Consider the following 16,890-nt stretch of genomic DNA (forward strand, 5'->3'; position numbering starts at 1 on the left):
TCGGTCAGACCATGAACCATCGATTGCAGATGGTTTTTTGGTGCCGAATTTTGCAAGGAGAGTAGGCCCATCCATGAAGATTTTACTATCGACCTTAAACGCCAAGTTTATTCACTCCTCACTTGCTTTGCGCTATTTGCGAAGCTATGCCCAAGAAGCATTTCCTTCGATTGAGGTGGTGGAGTATACCATCAACGATGTAACGTTAAATATAGTAGCAGATATACACAAGCGCAAGCCGGATGTCGTTGCATTTTCCTGTTATATCTGGAACATTCGCGAGACCCTCAGTGTCATGCGCACGCTGAAAAAGATTTGCCCGGATGTTCCGATTATCCTCGGGGGACCAGAAGTGACCTACGATGCGGATGAATGGATGAAGAAGCATCCTGAAATCGATGTCATCTGCATTGGTGAAGGGGAGCAGACCTTCTTGGAGCTTTTGCAGGTGTATCAGGAATCCTTGCAAACCAAGCAGCCTCCACGCCTGCGTGATGTAGCCGGAATCGCTTATCGCGAAGAGGAGTACGTGCGTTTTTCCATGCCGCGTGCGCAAGTGGAAGAGATGGACAGCATTCCTTCCCCATACGCGGACCATCTGGACGAGCTGAACAACCGCGTCGTCTATTTTGAGGCGTCCCGTGGGTGTCCGTTCAAATGCCAATACTGTCTGTCTTCGATTGAAGACGGCGTACGCTATTTCAGTCTGGAACGAGTGAAAGAAGATCTCATGCGTTTGATCAATCACGGGGTCAAAACGATCAAGTTTGTGGATCGCACGTTTAACATCAATAAAAAATATGCGTTGGAAATCTTTCAGTTTTTGATCGACAACCACAATGGCACGGTCTTTCAATTCGAGATCACGGCAGACATTTTGCGCGCGGACGTACTCGACTTCTTGACCGAGAATGCACCTCCAGGCATTTTCCGCTTCGAGATTGGGGTTCAGTCCACAAATGATGAAACGAACCGCCTTGTTCAGCGGATTCAGCGTTTCGATCGTCTTGCGCGGACAGTGACACAGATCAAGGATTCGAAAAAAATCGATCAGCATCTGGACTTGATCGCTGGTTTGCCTGAGGAAGATTATGCATCCTTCCGCAAAACCTTTAATGACGTGTTTGGTTTACGCCCGGAAGAGCTTCAGCTCGGCTTTTTGAAAATGCTGCGCGGGACAGGTGTTCGTGCGCGTGCGGCTAATCACGGCTATGTTTTTATGGATGAGGCTCCTTACGAAATTTTGGGGAACAATGTCCTTTCCTTTGATGACATGCAAAAAATCAAGCGTGTAGAAGACATTCTAGAAAAGTACTGGAATGCGCACCGGATGGACTATACAGTGGAGTGGCTGTTGGCGAATCAATTTGAAACAGCTTTTGACTTCTTCCAGACATTTGGCGACTATTGGGAAAATCAAGGCTGGAGCCGTATCGGTCATCAATTAGAGGATTTGTTCGTGCGTTTGCAGAAGTTTTTGCAAATCCAGCAAGTGGACGGTATGGGGCATGTGCTCAGCATGATGAAATTCGATTTCCTGCGAAATCAGAAGCATCGCCCGCGCAAGCTGTGGTGGGAGGATGTCATGGACAAGGAAGAGATGCAACAGACGTTCGCTGTCCTAACCGAGCAGCGTGAGCGACTCCGCGATGATTTTGCGGCACATGCTGCGTTGGAAAAAGATTACTTCAAGCACACGCTGACTGCCAAAGTGACCTTTGATATTGAAAGATGGATGGAGACCGGTGAGTTTGTCGAGGGAGATTTTACACTCGTCGTGTATTATCCGTACAAAGATGAAGAGCAAAATGCTTTTGCTGTCGTCAAGCAGGACGTCCAAGCAGCAGGCTAAACCACCGGATGATTAGATGAGTGGAAGGGGGGAGACGCAGATGAACGCAAGCGAGTATACGGAGGCTGTCGAGGAACTGTTGCGTGCACATGGTGATTCGATTGTGGCTGGCCCAATGGAGCAGTACATGAAAAATCATTTTCCTTTTCTGGGGATAAAATCACCACAGCGCAAAGAACTGACTAAACAAATCTTTCGAGATTATGGCGTACCCGAAAATTGGGAGCAGGTCGTTAGTTCCTTGTGGGCTTTGTCAGCGCGAGAGTACCAGTATGTAGCGCTTGACGTACTCGAGAAGTCCAAAAAGCGTCTCACCCCTGACCATCTCCCGTTCGTAGTCGAACTGATCACAACAAAATCGTGGTGGGATACCGTGGATTATTTGGCTTCCCATACAACCGGCAGATTGTTTGCCTTGCATCCCGAACTGATCGAACCGAATACGACAGCCTGGATGAATGGAACCAACATGTGGCTGCAACGAACGGCGATTTTATTTCAGTTGTCATACAAAGACAAGACAGATCAGCGGCTGCTCTTTTCCTTGGTGGAGAGATGCGCGGATTCCAAAGAGTTTTTTATTCAGAAGGCAATCGGCTGGGCGTTGAGAGAGTATGCGAAAACAAATCCCGACGCCGTACGTGAATTTGTAGAAGCGACGCCACTCGCGAGTTTGTCGAGACGTGAAGCGCTCAAACATCTGTCATGATAGAGTCGTCTGGCGTATCTGTGCTTGATAAAATACGTAAATCTATTGCAAAATAAACAAGTACCTTTTTTGGGGTTCATACGTAATACATAGAGTCAGATATCGTGCGATGCCATAGCTGCTAGTATGTCAAGAAATGACCGCACTGTGGCAAGGATAGGGGATTTTGCCTCATGGAAGTCGACCTGCTGATGTCAATCATAGAGCAATACGGTTACGTAGCGATTTTTTTCCTGCTCTGGCTGGGGATTGTCGGTTTGCCGATTCCCGATGAGCTGGTTGTCGCTACAGGAGGATTTCTTGCCTCCATCGGCGTGCTAAACCCATGGTATTCTTTTTTGGCGGGATATTTAGGGGTTGCCTCCGGATTGACGATTGGCTTTTTACTTGGAAAGTATTTTGGGAAACCGATATTGCAATGGCTATGCAAAACCGAGAAAATGAGGAACGCCGTGAATCGATCAACGGGCTTGCTGGAGAAGTATGGTACTACTGCTCTTTGCATCAGCTACTTATTTCCGGTTGTCCGTCATGTTGTCCCTTATTTGGTCGGACTGGGCGGTATGACGTTCCGGCGTTATGCGATGCTGTCTTATCCGATTGGGTTGGTTTGGACCGTTGCTTTCTACTTTCTCGGCCATGTATTTGGTAATAATGTAGAAGCGATTATCGAAGTCATCCGTAAATACGGTTTTTATGCTTTGCTGGTGATCGTGGTTGTTTTGGGTGTGGTATTCTTCGTACGCAAGCAGTTTATGGGAAATCGGGCATATCGGGCAAAAGGAGAATAAGAAATGTACCATCAACAATTAGCTGCCCATCGCCGCAATTTCGTGCTGATGCTCGTCATAAGCTGGGTCCTCCTGTTGGCAGGATACTTCAATTCGAATGTCTGGGTGCTGGCTGCGGGAGCTTTACTGCTAAATGGTTATGCTTATTACCTGATGCAGACAGACAAGCGTCTGGCGAAAGAAAAAGGTTTTCGGGTTCCAGAACTGAGCCTTTTGTTAGTCGCATTTTTAGGAGGAGGGATCGGTGCGCTTGAGGGCATGCTTATTCAACGGCATAAGACCAAGCATATGTCTTTTCTCATCCTGCTCCCGCTCTTTTGCATCGCGCAAATCTTGCTAGTCATTTGGTTGACGCAGCTATACTTGGATAAAAGTCTCGTGTCGTAGGTGGCACGGGATTTTCTTTTTACGAACGGGATTCCACTGTTTGAAAATTCAGCCTATAATAGAGGGGAACGATAGAACAAGCTGAGGAGGTAGCTATGTCTCAATCAAGCCCCCTAACGAAAGCGGACGCACAGCAATTGGATGCACAGGACGAACTCGCGAGCTATCGCGAAGAGTTTTATCTGCTTCCGAGCCTGTATTTGGATGGCAACTCGCTTGGCCTCATGTCAAAAAGAGCGGAAAAGAGTGTCATGGATATGATGCAGTCTTGGAAGGAGCTGGGTGTGGAAGGCTGGACAACGGGTAACCATCCGTGGTTTTTCTTCTCGGAGAAATTGGGAGAGATGAGCGCAGCACTTGTAGGGGCAAGCCCCGAGGAAGTGATCGTAACGGGTTCTACGACGATTAACCTCCATCAGCTGGCAGCTACCTTCTATCATCCGGTTGGGAAAAGGACGAAGGTCGTTGCCACCGAGCTGGATTTCCCTACCGATATATACGCACTCCAGAGTCAAATGAAGCTTCATGGGCTGGACCCGGAAGAGCATTTGGTTCGGGTAGCGTCAAGAGATGGCCGCCTGATCGAGGAAGAGGACATTATCGATGCGATGACTGATGAAGTAGCACTGGTAGTCCTTCCGACGGTCCTGTATCGCAGCGGCCAGCTGCTCGATATCGAACGGTTGACAGCAGCTGCACATGAGAGAGGTATTCTGATTGGTTTTGACGGATGTCATTCTGTAGGCGCGATCCCGCATTCCTTCAGCAAATGGGGAGTGGACTTTGCATATTGGTGCAACTACAAATACGTAAATGCAGGGCCCGGAAGCGTGGGCAGCCTATATGTCAACCGCAAGCATTTTGGTAGGGCTCCGGGATTGGCCGGGTGGTTCAGTTCGAAAAAGGATAAGCAATTTGACATGGAACATACGCTGGATGCAAGCGAAAATGCGGGTGCTTACCAGATTGGTACCCCCCATATGCTGAGCCTCGCCCCACTGTTTGGTTCCTTGGAAATGTTCCAGGAGGCGTCCGTGGAAAAGCTTCGTACCAAGTCGCTCGGCTTAACGCGGTTCATGATGGATTTGATCGAGGTGGAGCTGGCAGACATGGGTTTTACGATTGCGAACCCACAGCAGGATGATCGCCGAGGTGGGCATGTCAGCCTTGAACACGATGAGGCCATACGTATATGCAAGGCTTTGAAGGAAGCGGGCATTATTCCTGATTTCCGTGCACCGAACATCATTCGATTGGCCCCTGTTGCTTTCTATACGACTTATACAGAGGTTTGGGAAAGTGTCCAGATCTTAAAGACGATTATGCAAGAGAAGAGCTACGAGAAATTTGAGAACAAGCGCGAGGTAGTTGCTTAACAGGTCCGACTTAGTTGGACCTGTTTTTCTTTTTGATATACGTCTTTTACGGGATTTCCTTTCCAGTATTGGGCACACTATCCTTACCTGTAGGCAGGATATATTCCATGGATAAGGGTGAGCAGCTTGAACCAGTTTTTTCAAGCATGGCAAAAAAGAAAAGAAGCCCTCCAGTCAAAAGGGTTGGATCAGCACTCCAACAAGAGCATGGAAAGCGTATCGGATGTTACGCTCACGACAAATGTGGAAGAAAACATCCAATTGATTCAAGCGCAGTTTGGAAAGTGTGACGATCTCGTTGTTCGTCGTTTTCAAACAAAGTCGAAGGCTCAAGCCGCTATCGTTTTTATAGATGGTATGGTGGATCGCAATGTCATTAGTGATTTTATTATTCGCTATATGACGACTCCCGATATCACCTATCAAGATCCAGCGACAAATGAGCTGGATTTGACAGACAAACTGAGGCAGATCGTCCGAAATATTTTGTCTGGATGTGCGGTGCTGATCATTGATGGGTGTCAAAATGCTTACTTGAATAACACAAGAGGTTGGGATAGGCGTTCAGTGGAAGAGCCCCAGACGGAGTCAGTCGTACGAGGGCCACGCGATGGTTTTTGTGAGACGTTGTGCGTGAATGCAGCGCTGATTCGCTTCCGCTTGAAGGACCCCAATCTCAGAGTACGTCATATGGTTGTCGGGGAACGAACACAGACTGACATTTACGTGATGTACATCGATGGGATTGCGTATCCTCCGATGGTGGAGGAAGTGATTGCGCGAATAGAGAGCGTTCATCTGGATTCTGTGCTGGAGAGTGGTTACATCGAACAAATGATTCAGGATCGGAGATGGTCCCCATTCCCGCAGATTCAAAATACGGAGCGCCCCGATAAAGTAGTGGCCAATCTATTAGAAGGGAAGATAGGCATTCTGGTGGACGGGACGCCATTCGGTTTGATTGCCCCGGCTGTATTTTCGCAGTTTTATCAGAGTCCCGAGGATTATTACGAGCGATTTTACATCGCGACCTTGATCCGTTTTATTCGGATTATCAGTATCAGCATCGCCCTGTTGCTCCCATCTCTCTATATCGCTTTTAGCTCGTTCCATCCAGAGATGATCCCTTCACGACTGGTCATTGCGATGGCGGCAGGACGATCTACCGTTCCATTTCCTTCTTTAATCGAAGCCCTGTTTATGGAGTTGGCCATTGAGATATTGAGGGAAGCGAGCGTGAGGCTGCCGGGGCCAATAGGTCCTACGATTGGGATTGTTGGAGCACTCGTGGTCGGAGAAGCGGCGGTAACGGCAGGGCTTGTCAGTCCTGTCATGGTGATCATTGTAGCTGTGACGACAATCGGCTCGTTCGCATCCCCGAGTTACAGTGCAGCGATTGCCATTCGCATGCTCCGTTTCCCAGTTATGATCTTGGCAGGGATGTTTGGTCTTTACGGTATTATGCTGTTTTTGATCGTTATCCTCATTCACTTGTCTTCACTGAAATCGTTTGGAGTACCCTATATGAGCCCGCTTAGTCCGCTCAACCTGAATGGAATGAAGGACTTGTTCTTACGGGCTCCCCATCATCTGATGAAAAGAAGACCGATGATGTTTCATGTTCAAGATAAAATCCGGATCAGAGAGGAGGATAACCCGAAATGAGCAGGAGGGAGGGGCACGGCTGGCACCAGACTCTATCGATGTGGCAGCAAATTTGTCTCATAACAAGTACCTTAATTGGTGTCGGTGTTTTGACCCTTCCTCGCACCACCAGTTCGAAATTATTTGAGGCAGGTTGGATCGCTCCTCTGATTGGCTCAGCAGGTGCGTATGTCTCCTTATGGTTAATTGTCAAATTGAGCAGGCGTTACCCGGGGGAAACCTTTATTGAATACAGTCACAAGGTATGGGGATCTGTCAGAAGGCCTTGGGTGGGCAAAGTATTCAGCCTCCCTTGGATTTGTATCTACTTGGTATACCTATATTTTTCCACGGCAGTCGTATCGCGTGTATTTGGTGAAGTGGTTGTGACTTCCGTTCTTTTGCAGACTCCGTTGGAAGTTGTGCTTATCACGATGTTTTTGCTGGTACTATTTTTGTGCATGCATGAGGTGGAAGTAGTAGCGCGAGTGAACGAGCTGCTGTTTCCTTTTATTATCTTGCCACTTCTTTTTATCGCGATTGCGTCGTTCCAAAAAGCGGAATTTGGGAATCTCTTGCCAATTAATCATGTGTCATTCCATTCAATGCTAGAGGGGGTATACGAAGGAATTTATTCCTATTCCGGTTTTGAAATTATGTTTGTCTTTTTCGCCTATGCGCAACAAAACACAAACAGGGAATTGGCAGGGTTTTACAGTCTGTTAATTGCAGCATTGCTCTACATGTTAATTGTGGTGGCTGGCATTTCGGTGTTTGGTTACGAAGAGCTGCAAAGGGTGACGTGGCCGACACTTGAATTGGTCAAGACGACGCAGGTGCCTGGATTGATCTTGGAACGACTGGAGTCCGCTTTTTTGGCCGTGTGGGTTTCGGCTGTTTTTACTACGGTAGCCAATGCGTATTACGTTGTTGTTTATTCACTGAGACAGTTGTTTCGCAAGGGAATCAGGTTTCAAAGAATCGTGGCTGCTGCCCTTCTCGTCCCATTATTCTTTTTTGCCCTTATTCCACAAAACATTACAGAAGTATTTAAGTGGGCATCGTTGCTAGGGTTGTCTAGCCTGGTTATTAATTTGCTGTTCCCCGTCGTTTACTGGGTAGCAATCCTCATCCGTGACATGGTAACGCGACGAGAGGGGCGGAATATCGATGGGTAAGTCATTTAGATACTTCGCTTTGTTGATCATCTGTACAATCTTGCTGACGGGGTGCTGGGATAGACGTGAATTGGAGGAACGTGCATCGGTATTGGCCATTGCGATTGATCAGGATGAAAAGAATGAAAATCTGTACAAAATGACCGTCCAAATCCCGATTCCCATCAAAATTGCGGGGAGCAGTGGGAAAGGTGGAGGAAATAATGCGGATGCCGTGAAAATCATGAGCGTGACAGGAAGAACGGTGACAGATGCTTCCAACAACCTGCAAATGCGGCTGAACCAGCGATTGTTTCTGGGACATACGCGAATTCTTGCTGTAAGTGAGGAGGTCGCTAGAAAGGGGATCCAAGACATCATGGACAGCTTTCGTCGCGAACCGCAAATACGGCGACTCCTGTGGCCGATCGTCGTGAGGGGCAAAGCGTCAACCTTGCTGGAAATCAAGCCGAGGATCGAGCCGATTCCAGTCGTCTTTTTGATGGGGCTGATCGAAAATGGCATGAAATTAGGAAGAATTCCGGACCAAACGTTGGGCGACTATTTCAATCAGACCTCTAATCTAACTATGGAGCCATTTTTGAATTATGTAGAGGCCAGTAAGAATGAGGTGAGCTGGAAAGGAGTTGCTGTTTTTCGCGGACACAAGATGGTGGGGAAATTGGATGACATGCAAACATGGATATTGCTCCAACTGCGTAATGAAAAACCGGGTGGAGACATTGTGATTACGTTGCCGAAAACCAAGAATGGATATGTGAGCTTTCGTCCGCATTTTGCAAAAAAAAAGGTGATCATTCACAATTCCTCTTCTGCTACCTTTCATTGCGAGCTCCAAGGAGATATTGTCGAACTCACAGAAGACCTGAAAATTCCAGCAGAGCAATTCGTCCTACAAATGCAAGCGCTTATAAAAAAAGAAATGGAAAATCGCGCCAAGAAACTATTGCAGCAAGTACAAAAGCAGTATAATAGCGACATTTTGAAGCTGGGCCTTACACTGCGTGCGAAGCATTACCAAGACTACTGGAAAACCCACAACTGGAAGGAAGATTTCAGGGATTTTCCGGTTCGTGTTACATACACAATCAAGCTGCGCCGTCTCGGTATGGAAATGCAATAGGAGAGCGATCACTGTGGAGAATCAGCAACGTAATTTTGGTACCTGGCAACTGACAAGCATTATGATCAGTTCGATGATCGGGGTAGGTATTCTCATCATCCCGCGAACGGCAACCAAACTCCTTCATCAAATGGGATGGTTGGGACCAATAGCAGGTGTTTTGATAGCATCCGTGGCTGTGGCGGCAATCGTTTATTTAGGCAACCAGTTTCCTGGCAGTACCTTTGTCGAATTTATGCCGAGGATATTTGGTGGTGCTATCGGAACCCTGTGTGTATTTCTTTTCATTCTCTATCAGTTCCTCAATGCGGGAATCACAGCCAGATTGTTCGGGGAAGTCGTCGTGACCTCTGTATTGCCGCAAACGCCACTGGAAGTAATTATCATCACGTTGCTATTGTTGGTCATGTTTCTGTGTTGTCATGAGATTGAAGTTGTGGCAAGGATAAATGAGCTGTTGATTCCTTTCCTCCTGTTTCCGTCTCTCTTGATTCCGCTCGTCTCCTTCATGAACGCAGATTGGTACAATTTATTGCCATTCCAAGTAGAGTCATGGAAACAGGTCATGAAAACAGGTCTGAATACGTATACGCTCTATACCGGGTATGAGCTGTTAATGGTTTACTTTGCCTTCGCTATTCCCGGGGCAAGACTAGGGATGGCCAGCGTAACAGGAATGAGCTTTGCTCTTGTCGTTTATTTGATCACGGTTGTCGCAGGCATTACTGTATTTGGCTATGAAGAATTGCAGAGGCTGGTTTGGCCTACGCTTGAACTGGTCAAGGTAACGCAGAGAACCGGTTGGTTTTTGGAGCGTTTTGAGTCCGCCTTTCTTGCCATTTGGGTTGCATCTGTATTTACAACGATCGGGAATATGCTTTACGCGACGATTTTTTCATTGCGGCGCTGGTTTCGCAAAGGCATTCGTTTTCAGCGAATCACTGCGATTGTAATTATGGTGCCACTTTTTTTCCTCACATTAGTACCGCAAAATATAGTGGAGTTGTTTTCCTATACACAGCATTTGACTGCCGTGGGATTTTTGATCACCATCATCATTCCCATTTTGCTGGCAATCACCCAATTCATGCGCAATCAGTTCAACAAAGGTCGGGAAGTGAACAATGAAAAGGGAGGGACATAAGAGCCCCTCCCTTTGTAGCATGCTTTTTTCGAAGAAGATGTGGCTAGATCGGTTTTTCGGCTTGCTCAGGCAAGTGTTCCGCGATCGTCGTAATCATGGATTGACGTGAGGAAGCATCGCTGTTTTGCCACAGCACTTCAAACAAAACGCCTAAACCGGGGAGCGTCTTCTCCTGACCGCTCGAGATGGCATCACTGATGGTTTCTTCGACTGCGCTTGGATCTGAGCCCTGCATTTTGTACATGATCGCTTGACGTAAGTTGAGTGAGGCAATATTCATGACCGTGCTTACACCTCTCTTGTGAGAATGAATTCAAGAAATAGTATTTGTAAACGCTGATTTGTGCATACCATGCTTTTCGAACAAAACGTTCATGACCGTTTTGTGGCGGATGTTTTGGATGTGCTATAATGCTTGATATTGGTAAGTTCCGTAAAGGAGAAGATTAACATGTCCAAGCAATTTGCCATTATCGGGATGGGACGTTTTGGTTCTAGCGTGGCGAGAACGCTGTACGAGATGGATTATGAAGTTATGGGAATAGATGAGAACGAGGAGCGTATTAACGAAAATATTCAGTACGTAACGCACGCGGTAGCGGCTGATTCTACGGATGAACGGGCCTTGAAGGAAATCGGCATCCGCAATTTTGACGTAGTCGTCGTGGCCATTGGGGTCGATATTCAGGCGAGCATCCTGACAGTATTAACACTGAAAGACTTGGGTGTCAAAAAGATCGTGGCAAAAGCACAGAATGAGCGTCATGGACAAGTATTGTACAAGGTAGGAGCTGACCGTGTCGTATTCCCTGAGCGCGACATGGGGGTGCGGGTTGCCCACAATCTGATCTCCTCTAACGTTCTTGACTTTATTGAGCTGGCAGAGGACTACAGCGTGGCGGAGGTAGTCGTGTCGTCCAAGCTGGTCGGTCAAAACTTGCGGCAACTGGATATTCGGAAAAAATACGAGGTCAACGTTATTGCCATCAAAAGCGGAGATAAATTCAACATCGCTCCTAGCCCGGATGAAGTCATTCAATACGGCGACGTGCTTGTGGTGATCGGGAACAACAAAGACTTACGCGAATTTGAGGAGCGGGCATAGGTTTATGACAAATGAAATCATTACTTCGGTACAAAACCCTCTGGTAAAGCGATTGCACCAGTTGCTGTCACGGAAAGGACGGGAAGAGCAGCAGCGTTTTCTCGTGGAAGGGGCGCATCTGGTAGAGGAGGCGTTAAAAAGCGGGGCGGAGGTAGTCACGGTTATTTATGATCAGCAGCGTGACATGGACCCTGCCTGCCAACGTGCTCTGGCTAATCATCCGGAAGCTGTTCAGGTCATTGCGGCATCAGAGACAGTGCTGGCGAAGCTGTCCGAAACCAAGTCACCACAAGGAATTGTGGCCGAAGTGAAAAAAACAGCAGCAGATTGGGCAAAATGGGTAGATCAGAAGAGAGAGGAACAAGACAGCTTGCTACTCCTCTTTTTGGACGAAATACAAGACCCGGGCAACCTCGGCACGATTTTACGTACAGCAGAGGCGGCAGCAGTCGATGGTGTCGTACTTGGGAGTGGCAGTGTCGATATTTACAATGGAAAAGTGGTACGTGCCACAATGGGGGCACTGTTCCGCATCCCAGTCTTTACACAGTCGTTAGTCGAGACAGCAGATGAATGGAAGGCAAAGGGAGGGCGAGTTCTGATCTCTTCCTTGGAGCAAAACAGTGTTTCCTATGACGAGGCTGATTATGCTGGTTTGACGGCAATGGTCATCGGAAATGAAGGAAGAGGCGTCTCTAAAGAGATGTTTGCCAGGGCAGACCAATTCGTTCACATCCCGCTTTATGGCGGCGCAGAGTCATTGAATGCAGCTGTCGCAGCAGGAATTTTTGTATACGAGGCACAACGCAAAAGAAAAGATCGGCATGCTTAGCCGATCTTTTGCTCACTTTTTTTCTCTTTATACTCTTCGCGCGCGAGTTGCCATTGATCTTGCGCCATCCGGATAATGCCGCTCTCAATGGTGTGGTTGCGAAAAGCCAGTGCCTTGCCGAAATACTTGATGGCTAAGTCAAACTTTTCGAGTCTGCGGTAGAGCTCACCAATCAAGTACAGCAAGCGAACTTCGGTCATTTCTTTGTCGCCACGTGTATAGTCGGAATGAATATACGATTGCTCATATTCTTCCACGGCCATATCGATAAAGCGCATTTCTTCCGCGACATTTTTCTGGAATCGATAAAGCCATGCGAGACGCAAATACAGACCCGCTTTTACGGAATGGGGCTGATCCGTTAGTTCAGCTGCGTAAATGGCCAGCTTGTAGCAGACAATGGATTCTGGTATATGACGAACCTTGCCAAAATCTTTTGGCTTCCATTTCGAGGAGATTTGTTCATCCACAATCTGCTTTTGCCAGGGGGCGAGCTTGTCCCGGAATTGATCCGTAAAGGCGAAGCCGCATTCAGGGCAGACATTGACGGTATATATAATGGGATTTAAAGATTGCTCTTTAAAAGTGGTATAAAAATCGCTGTCGCGATTGACCATCGTCAACGTACCGCTTCTGATCCTTTTGGTCGAAAAGGTCGCTTGGCAATGGCGGCAGTTGATTGTCTTATCGTAAAGGGCGGAAACATTATCAATCATGTCAAAATCCCCTTTCGAATGGTAACATACACATGAAAACACTCTCTTGATATGTAACATTTGTAGAATTGAAAGTTCTCTCTTGTTGCGCTATAATTTTCCTTACATCACAATTATAACGTAAAGCGATGACGGAGACTAGTACGCAGGACCTATCTGTTTTTTCAGGGAGAAGATGTCACAGACTGCGAGCATCTTTAACATGATAGCTGCCGAATTCACTCCAAAGCCGCACTCTGAACCGCTTTTCGCGCAGTAGGAGCAGCCGGGTCATACCCGTTACCAATGATCTGAAGTGAGACAAATGTCTCTTTCTACTAGTGATATTGTCATGGATTTGTCACAGGGTGGAAGTGAATTGTCTAACAAGGGTGGTACCGCGAGAAAAAAGTAACTCGTCCCTTTTCTGGGGCGGGTTTTTCTTTTTTTTTTACGTTAGCCTCGATAGAGGTTATTTTATCAAACGAAAAAGGAGCGATTCGAAGTGCAAACTCGGTTGCAAGAAATGAAAGAGTCCGCACTGGGCCAAATCAGCCAAGTGACAGAAGCCGCACAACTTCAGGATTTGCGCGTCAAATACCTGGGGAAAAAGGGCGAGTTGACAGAACTGCTGCGCGGAATGGGTGGCCTGTCCCCAGAAGAGCGTCCAGTTGTCGGTCAGCTGGTGAATGAGGTAAGGGAAGCGCTGGAAGCGGCGTTCTCCGGTAAACAAAAAGCTTTTGAAGAAGCGGCTCTCTTTGCCAAGCTTTCTTCTCAAACGATCGATGTGACACTGCCGGGACGTCCAGTACCAGCAGGCACCATGCACCCGCTCTCTCGGATTATTGAAGAGATCGAAGACATTTTCATCGGCCTGGGCTTTGAGGTGGCAGAAGGTCCTGAGGTTGAAATGGACCACTTCAACTTTGAGATGCTGAACCTGCCGAAAGATCACCCGGCACGCGATATGCAAGATACGTTCTACGTCACAGAAGAGCTGTTGCTCCGTACGCAGACATCTCCTGTGCAAGCACGTACGATGCTGAAAAAAGAAGGCAAGACCCCACTCAAAATGATCTGCCCGGGTAAAGTGTACCGCCGCGATGATGACGATGCGACACACTCCCACCAATTCACGCAGATCGAGGGTCTCGTGATTGATAAAAAAATCGGGATGAGTGATTTGAAAGGTACCCTCTTGACGTTTGCCCGTCAAATGTTCGGGGAAAACCAACAAATTCGTCTGCGCCCGAGCTTCTTCCCGTTCACGGAGCCTTCCGTAGAAGTAGACCTGCAATGCTTCAACTGCGGCGGTCATGGCTGCCGTGTATGTAAGCAAACAGGTTGGATCGAGATTTTGGGTGCTGGTATGGTTCACCCGCGTGTACTGGAAATGGCCGGCTACAACCCTGAGGAAGTCAGCGGCTTTGCATTCGGTATGGGTGTAGAACGAATTGCGATGCTCAAATACGCGGTGGAGGACATCCGCCATTTTTATACCAACGACGTTCGTTTCCTGCGTCAATTCAATCGAGGTTAGAGAGGAGAGGCAAAGATGAAGGTATCGTACCAATGGTTATCTGAATATGTCGATCTGAGTGGAACGACGCCCCAGGAGCTGGCTGAAAAGCTGACTCGCAGCGGAATTGAAGTAGACGCAGTTGAATCGCGCAACGCAGGTGTATCCGGTGTTGTGATCGGTTATGTAAAAGAACGCAGCAAGCACCCGGATGCAGACCGTCTCAACGTATGCGTCGTTGATGCAGGACAAGGGGAAGACCTGCAAATCGTTTGTGGAGCAGCGAACGTAGACAAGGGACAAAAAGTTCTCGTTGCCCTGATCGGTGCGAAGCTCCCAGATGGTTTGAATATCAAACGTTCCAAGCTGCGCGGTGTAGAATCCCAAGGGATGATTTGCTCGGCAAAAGAATTGGGCTTAAACGACAAGCTTCTGGCAAAAGATCAGCAAGAAGGCATTATGGTCTTGCCAGCGGATGCGGAAATCGGAATGGATGCTATTTCGTACCTCGGCTTGGATGACTATGTGCTGGAATTGGGACTGACGCCGAACCGTTCGGATTGCTTGAGCATGCTGGGGGTTGCTTACGAGGTAGCCGCTATTTTGGGCAAAGAAGTGGTATTCCCACAAATCGAGCTGATCGAAAACGGTGGCGACAACCCGATCCAAGTCAAGATCGAAGCGACGAATGAAAGTTATCAATACCACGGTCGTCACTTCACCAACGCCAAAATCGCGACATCTCCGCAATGGATGAAAAATCGCCTGATGGCAGCGGGAATTCGTCCGATCAACAACGTGGTAGACGTGACCAACTACGTCCTGCTCGAGTACGGTCAGCCGCTACATGCTTTTGATGCGACACAGGTAGTTGATCGCTCTATTGTCGTTCGACTGGCAAACGAAGGCGAAAAGCTCGTGACATTGGACGATCAAGAGCGCACGCTGGATGAGCAAACCTTGCTGATTGCCGACCAGACCAAAGGCTTGGCGATCGCAGGTGTAATGGGCGGAGCTAACTCAGAAATCACAGGCGAGACGAGCGAAATCATTCTCGAAGCAGCTTGGTTCACGCCAAAAACAGTACGCCGTACAGCTCGAATGCTCGGCATGCGTACAGAAGGCTGCGTACGTTGGGAAAAAGGCGTTGACCAAGCACGTGTGCAGGAAGCGGGAGAGCGCGCTGCTGCTCTGATTCAGCAATTGTCAGGGGCAACGGTATCCAAAGGAATCAGCTCTGCTGTTGTAAGCGAAGCTACGCCTGCTGTTGTTTCTGTTACGCTTGCAAAAATCAATCAGCATCTCGGAACCGACATGGCGGCTTCTGAGGTATCGCCGATTTTCGAGCGTCTGCAATTCCCATATGAAGTAGCCGGCGAAAAATGGACAGTCACGGTTCCAACAAGACGTGGCGACATTACGCTGCCAGAGGATTTGGTGGAAGAGGTTGCACGTCTGTACGGCTACGACAACATTCCGACCAGCTTGCCTTCCGGTTCGACCACACAGGGACAATTGACAAAAGAACAGCAATTGCGCCGTATCATCCGTCATCACCTGATCGGTACTGGCATGAATGAAGCGATTTCCTATGCATTGGTTCATCCAGATCGTGTCGAGGCAGTAGCGGGTCTGCATCAGGAGAAGGTAAACCCTGTTGCGCTCATGATGCCAATGAGTGAAGACCATAGCGTTCTGCGCACGAGCTTGATTCCTAGCCTCTTGGAAACAGTCGCTTACAATAAAAACCGCCAAAACCACGATGTCGCGATTTTTGAATTGGGCCGTGTGTTCTTGACGAAAGAAGAAACACTCACGCAGCTTCCAGAAGAGCGTCTGTATGTAGCGGGTGCATTGACTGGACAACTGCTCACACAAAACTGGATGGGCGCTAAGCAGCCTGTTGATTTCTTCCAAACCAAAGGGATTGTGGAATCACTCTTCGCTCGTTTGGGTATCCAAGCTGCTGAATACAAAGCTGTACAGGAGATCGCGGGTATGCACCCAGGACGTACTGCTGAAGTATGGGTAGGAGAAAAACGACTGGGCTATTTGGGGCAAGTTCATCCGGGTACAGAAAAAGCGTATGATCTGTCCGAAACGTACGTATTCCAGTTAAATGTAGCTACTTTGATTGATGTAGCTGCAGAGGTAGGACATTACAATCAGTTGCCGAAGTCCCCAGCGGTAACGCGTGACTTGGCTCTCGTTGTGGATCGCAGTGTAGCTGCTGGTGCATTGGAAGCAACGATTCGTAAAGCGGCAGGCGAGCTGCTCGAGTCCGTAACCCTGTTCGATGTATACATGGGTGAGCGTATTGCCCAAGATAAGAAGAGCATGGCATTTGCCCTTGTATTCCGTCACGCAGAACGTACCTTGCAGGACGAAGAGATTCAACAAGTGACCACTGCTGTCGTCGAAGCCTTGAAAAACAACACAGGCGCTGAACTGCGCATGTAAGATTGCTTGACGAAATCTGACATTTTCAGTAACCTAAAAAAGGATAAAGTAGAGCAAAGGTCGCAGTAGGGAGGT

At 48.0% G+C, this 16,890-nt stretch carries 15 protein-coding genes; 13 read left to right on the forward strand and 2 right to left on the reverse strand.

The genetic code is table 11. The annotated features are described in order from the left end of the window. Positions 1-73: 73 nt before the first annotated feature. From C7R92_RS01745 to C7R92_RS01785, 9 genes are all read left to right on the forward strand, one after another. Complete coding sequence (locus tag C7R92_RS01745; RefSeq protein ID WP_017251046.1) at positions 74-1,852, forward strand: B12-binding domain-containing radical SAM protein; 1,779 nt, start codon at positions 74-76, stop codon at positions 1,850-1,852. Positions 1,853-1,892: 40 nt separating this feature from the next. Further along, positions 1,893-2,561: a DNA alkylation repair protein gene (locus tag C7R92_RS01750; protein WP_106833012.1), complete on the forward strand. Its 669-nt coding sequence runs from the start codon at positions 1,893-1,895 to the stop codon at positions 2,559-2,561. 173 nt (positions 2,562-2,734) lie between these two features. Then, on the forward strand, positions 2,735-3,352 hold the full coding sequence (locus C7R92_RS01755; RefSeq protein ID WP_069845570.1) for a DedA family protein: 618 nt from the start codon (positions 2,735-2,737) through the stop codon (positions 3,350-3,352). A 3-nt stretch (positions 3,353-3,355) separates the two neighbouring features. After that, positions 3,356-3,739, forward strand: a complete 384-nt coding sequence (locus C7R92_RS01760; RefSeq protein WP_069845569.1) for a DUF1294 domain-containing protein — start codon at positions 3,356-3,358, stop codon at positions 3,737-3,739. Positions 3,740-3,834: 95 nt separating this feature from the next. Beyond that, positions 3,835-5,115, forward strand: coding sequence for a kynureninase (kynU, locus tag C7R92_RS01765; RefSeq protein ID WP_106833013.1), 1,281 nt, complete (start codon positions 3,835-3,837; stop codon positions 5,113-5,115). 126 nt (positions 5,116-5,241) lie between these two features. Continuing rightward, positions 5,242-6,780, forward strand: coding sequence for a spore germination protein (locus C7R92_RS01770; RefSeq protein WP_069845567.1), 1,539 nt, complete (start codon positions 5,242-5,244; stop codon positions 6,778-6,780). Beyond that, the gene (locus C7R92_RS01775) at positions 6,777-7,937 is read left to right on the forward strand and encodes a GerAB/ArcD/ProY family transporter (RefSeq protein WP_106833014.1); all 1,161 of its coding nucleotides are present in this window, start codon (positions 6,777-6,779) and stop codon (positions 7,935-7,937) included. The genes C7R92_RS01770 and C7R92_RS01775 overlap by 4 nt, the downstream gene beginning before the upstream one ends. Continuing rightward, complete coding sequence (locus tag C7R92_RS01780; protein WP_106833015.1) at positions 7,930-9,060, forward strand: Ger(x)C family spore germination protein; 1,131 nt, start codon at positions 7,930-7,932, stop codon at positions 9,058-9,060. The genes C7R92_RS01775 and C7R92_RS01780 overlap by 8 nt, the downstream gene beginning before the upstream one ends. Before the next feature lie 13 nt (positions 9,061-9,073). Beyond that, on the forward strand, positions 9,074-10,204 hold the full coding sequence (locus C7R92_RS01785) for a GerAB/ArcD/ProY family transporter (RefSeq protein ID WP_106833016.1): 1,131 nt from the start codon (positions 9,074-9,076) through the stop codon (positions 10,202-10,204). Positions 10,205-10,247: 43 nt separating this feature from the next. On the opposite strand, the gene sspI is transcribed toward C7R92_RS01785, so the two are convergent. After that, positions 10,248-10,484 (reverse strand): small acid-soluble spore protein SspI, encoded by a 237-nt coding sequence (sspI, locus tag C7R92_RS01790; RefSeq protein WP_069845563.1) that lies wholly within the window; start codon positions 10,482-10,484, stop codon positions 10,248-10,250. A 171-nt stretch (positions 10,485-10,655) separates the two neighbouring features. Between sspI and C7R92_RS01795 the strand changes: the two genes are divergently transcribed. Then, the gene (locus C7R92_RS01795; RefSeq protein WP_007728524.1) at positions 10,656-11,309 is read left to right on the forward strand and encodes a potassium channel family protein; all 654 of its coding nucleotides are present in this window, start codon (positions 10,656-10,658) and stop codon (positions 11,307-11,309) included. A gap of 4 nt (positions 11,310-11,313) precedes the next feature. After that, complete coding sequence (locus C7R92_RS01800; RefSeq protein ID WP_069845562.1) at positions 11,314-12,141, forward strand: TrmH family RNA methyltransferase; 828 nt, start codon at positions 11,314-11,316, stop codon at positions 12,139-12,141. Here the strand turns inward: C7R92_RS01800 and C7R92_RS01805 are convergent. Continuing rightward, entirely contained in the window at positions 12,138-12,857 is a 720-nt protein-coding gene (locus C7R92_RS01805; protein ID WP_106833017.1) for a DUF2225 domain-containing protein, read from the reverse strand. The two genes, C7R92_RS01800 and C7R92_RS01805, sit on opposite strands and share 4 nt — an antisense overlap. A 484-nt stretch (positions 12,858-13,341) precedes the next feature. On the opposite strand from C7R92_RS01805, the gene pheS reads away from it, so the two are divergent. Together pheS and pheT are read left to right on the forward strand one after the other, a co-directional pair. Continuing rightward, positions 13,342-14,376: a phenylalanine--tRNA ligase subunit alpha gene (pheS, locus tag C7R92_RS01810; protein WP_106833018.1), complete on the forward strand. Its 1,035-nt coding sequence runs from the start codon at positions 13,342-13,344 to the stop codon at positions 14,374-14,376. Positions 14,377-14,391: 15 nt separating this feature from the next. Beyond that, a complete protein-coding gene (gene pheT / locus C7R92_RS01815; RefSeq protein WP_106833019.1) occupies positions 14,392-16,815 on the forward strand; it encodes a phenylalanine--tRNA ligase subunit beta in 2,424 nt (807 codons plus the stop codon). Positions 16,816-16,890: the final 75 nt, after the last annotated feature.

This window comes from Brevibacillus porteri, assembly GCF_003013475.1.
Lineage (GTDB): Bacteria > Bacillota > Bacilli > Brevibacillales > Brevibacillaceae > Brevibacillus > Brevibacillus porteri.

Excerpts from the sequence above, each read along its gene's own strand:
- C7R92_RS01745 (WP_017251046.1), top strand. The coding sequence starts at position 74 with ATGAAGATTTTACTATCGACCTTAAACGCCAAGTTTATTCACTCCTCA.
- C7R92_RS01750 (WP_106833012.1), top strand. The coding sequence starts at position 1,893 with ATGAACGCAAGCGAGTATACGGAGGCTGTCGAGGAACTGTTGCGTGCA.
- C7R92_RS01755 (WP_069845570.1), top strand. The coding sequence starts at position 2,735 with ATGGAAGTCGACCTGCTGATGTCAATCATAGAGCAATACGGTTACGTA.
- C7R92_RS01760 (WP_069845569.1), top strand. The coding sequence starts at position 3,356 with ATGTACCATCAACAATTAGCTGCCCATCGCCGCAATTTCGTGCTGATG.
- kynU (WP_106833013.1), top strand. The coding sequence starts at position 3,835 with ATGTCTCAATCAAGCCCCCTAACGAAAGCGGACGCACAGCAATTGGAT.
- C7R92_RS01775 (WP_106833014.1), top strand. The coding sequence starts at position 6,777 with ATGAGCAGGAGGGAGGGGCACGGCTGGCACCAGACTCTATCGATGTGG.
- C7R92_RS01780 (WP_106833015.1), top strand. The coding sequence starts at position 7,930 with ATGGGTAAGTCATTTAGATACTTCGCTTTGTTGATCATCTGTACAATC.
- sspI (WP_069845563.1), bottom strand. The coding sequence starts at position 10,484 with ATGAATATTGCCTCACTCAACTTACGTCAAGCGATCATGTACAAAATG.
- C7R92_RS01795 (WP_007728524.1), top strand. The coding sequence starts at position 10,656 with ATGTCCAAGCAATTTGCCATTATCGGGATGGGACGTTTTGGTTCTAGC.
- C7R92_RS01800 (WP_069845562.1), top strand. The coding sequence starts at position 11,314 with ATGACAAATGAAATCATTACTTCGGTACAAAACCCTCTGGTAAAGCGA.
- C7R92_RS01805 (WP_106833017.1), bottom strand. The coding sequence starts at position 12,857 with ATGATTGATAATGTTTCCGCCCTTTACGATAAGACAATCAACTGCCGC.
- pheT (WP_106833019.1), top strand. The coding sequence starts at position 14,392 with ATGAAGGTATCGTACCAATGGTTATCTGAATATGTCGATCTGAGTGGA.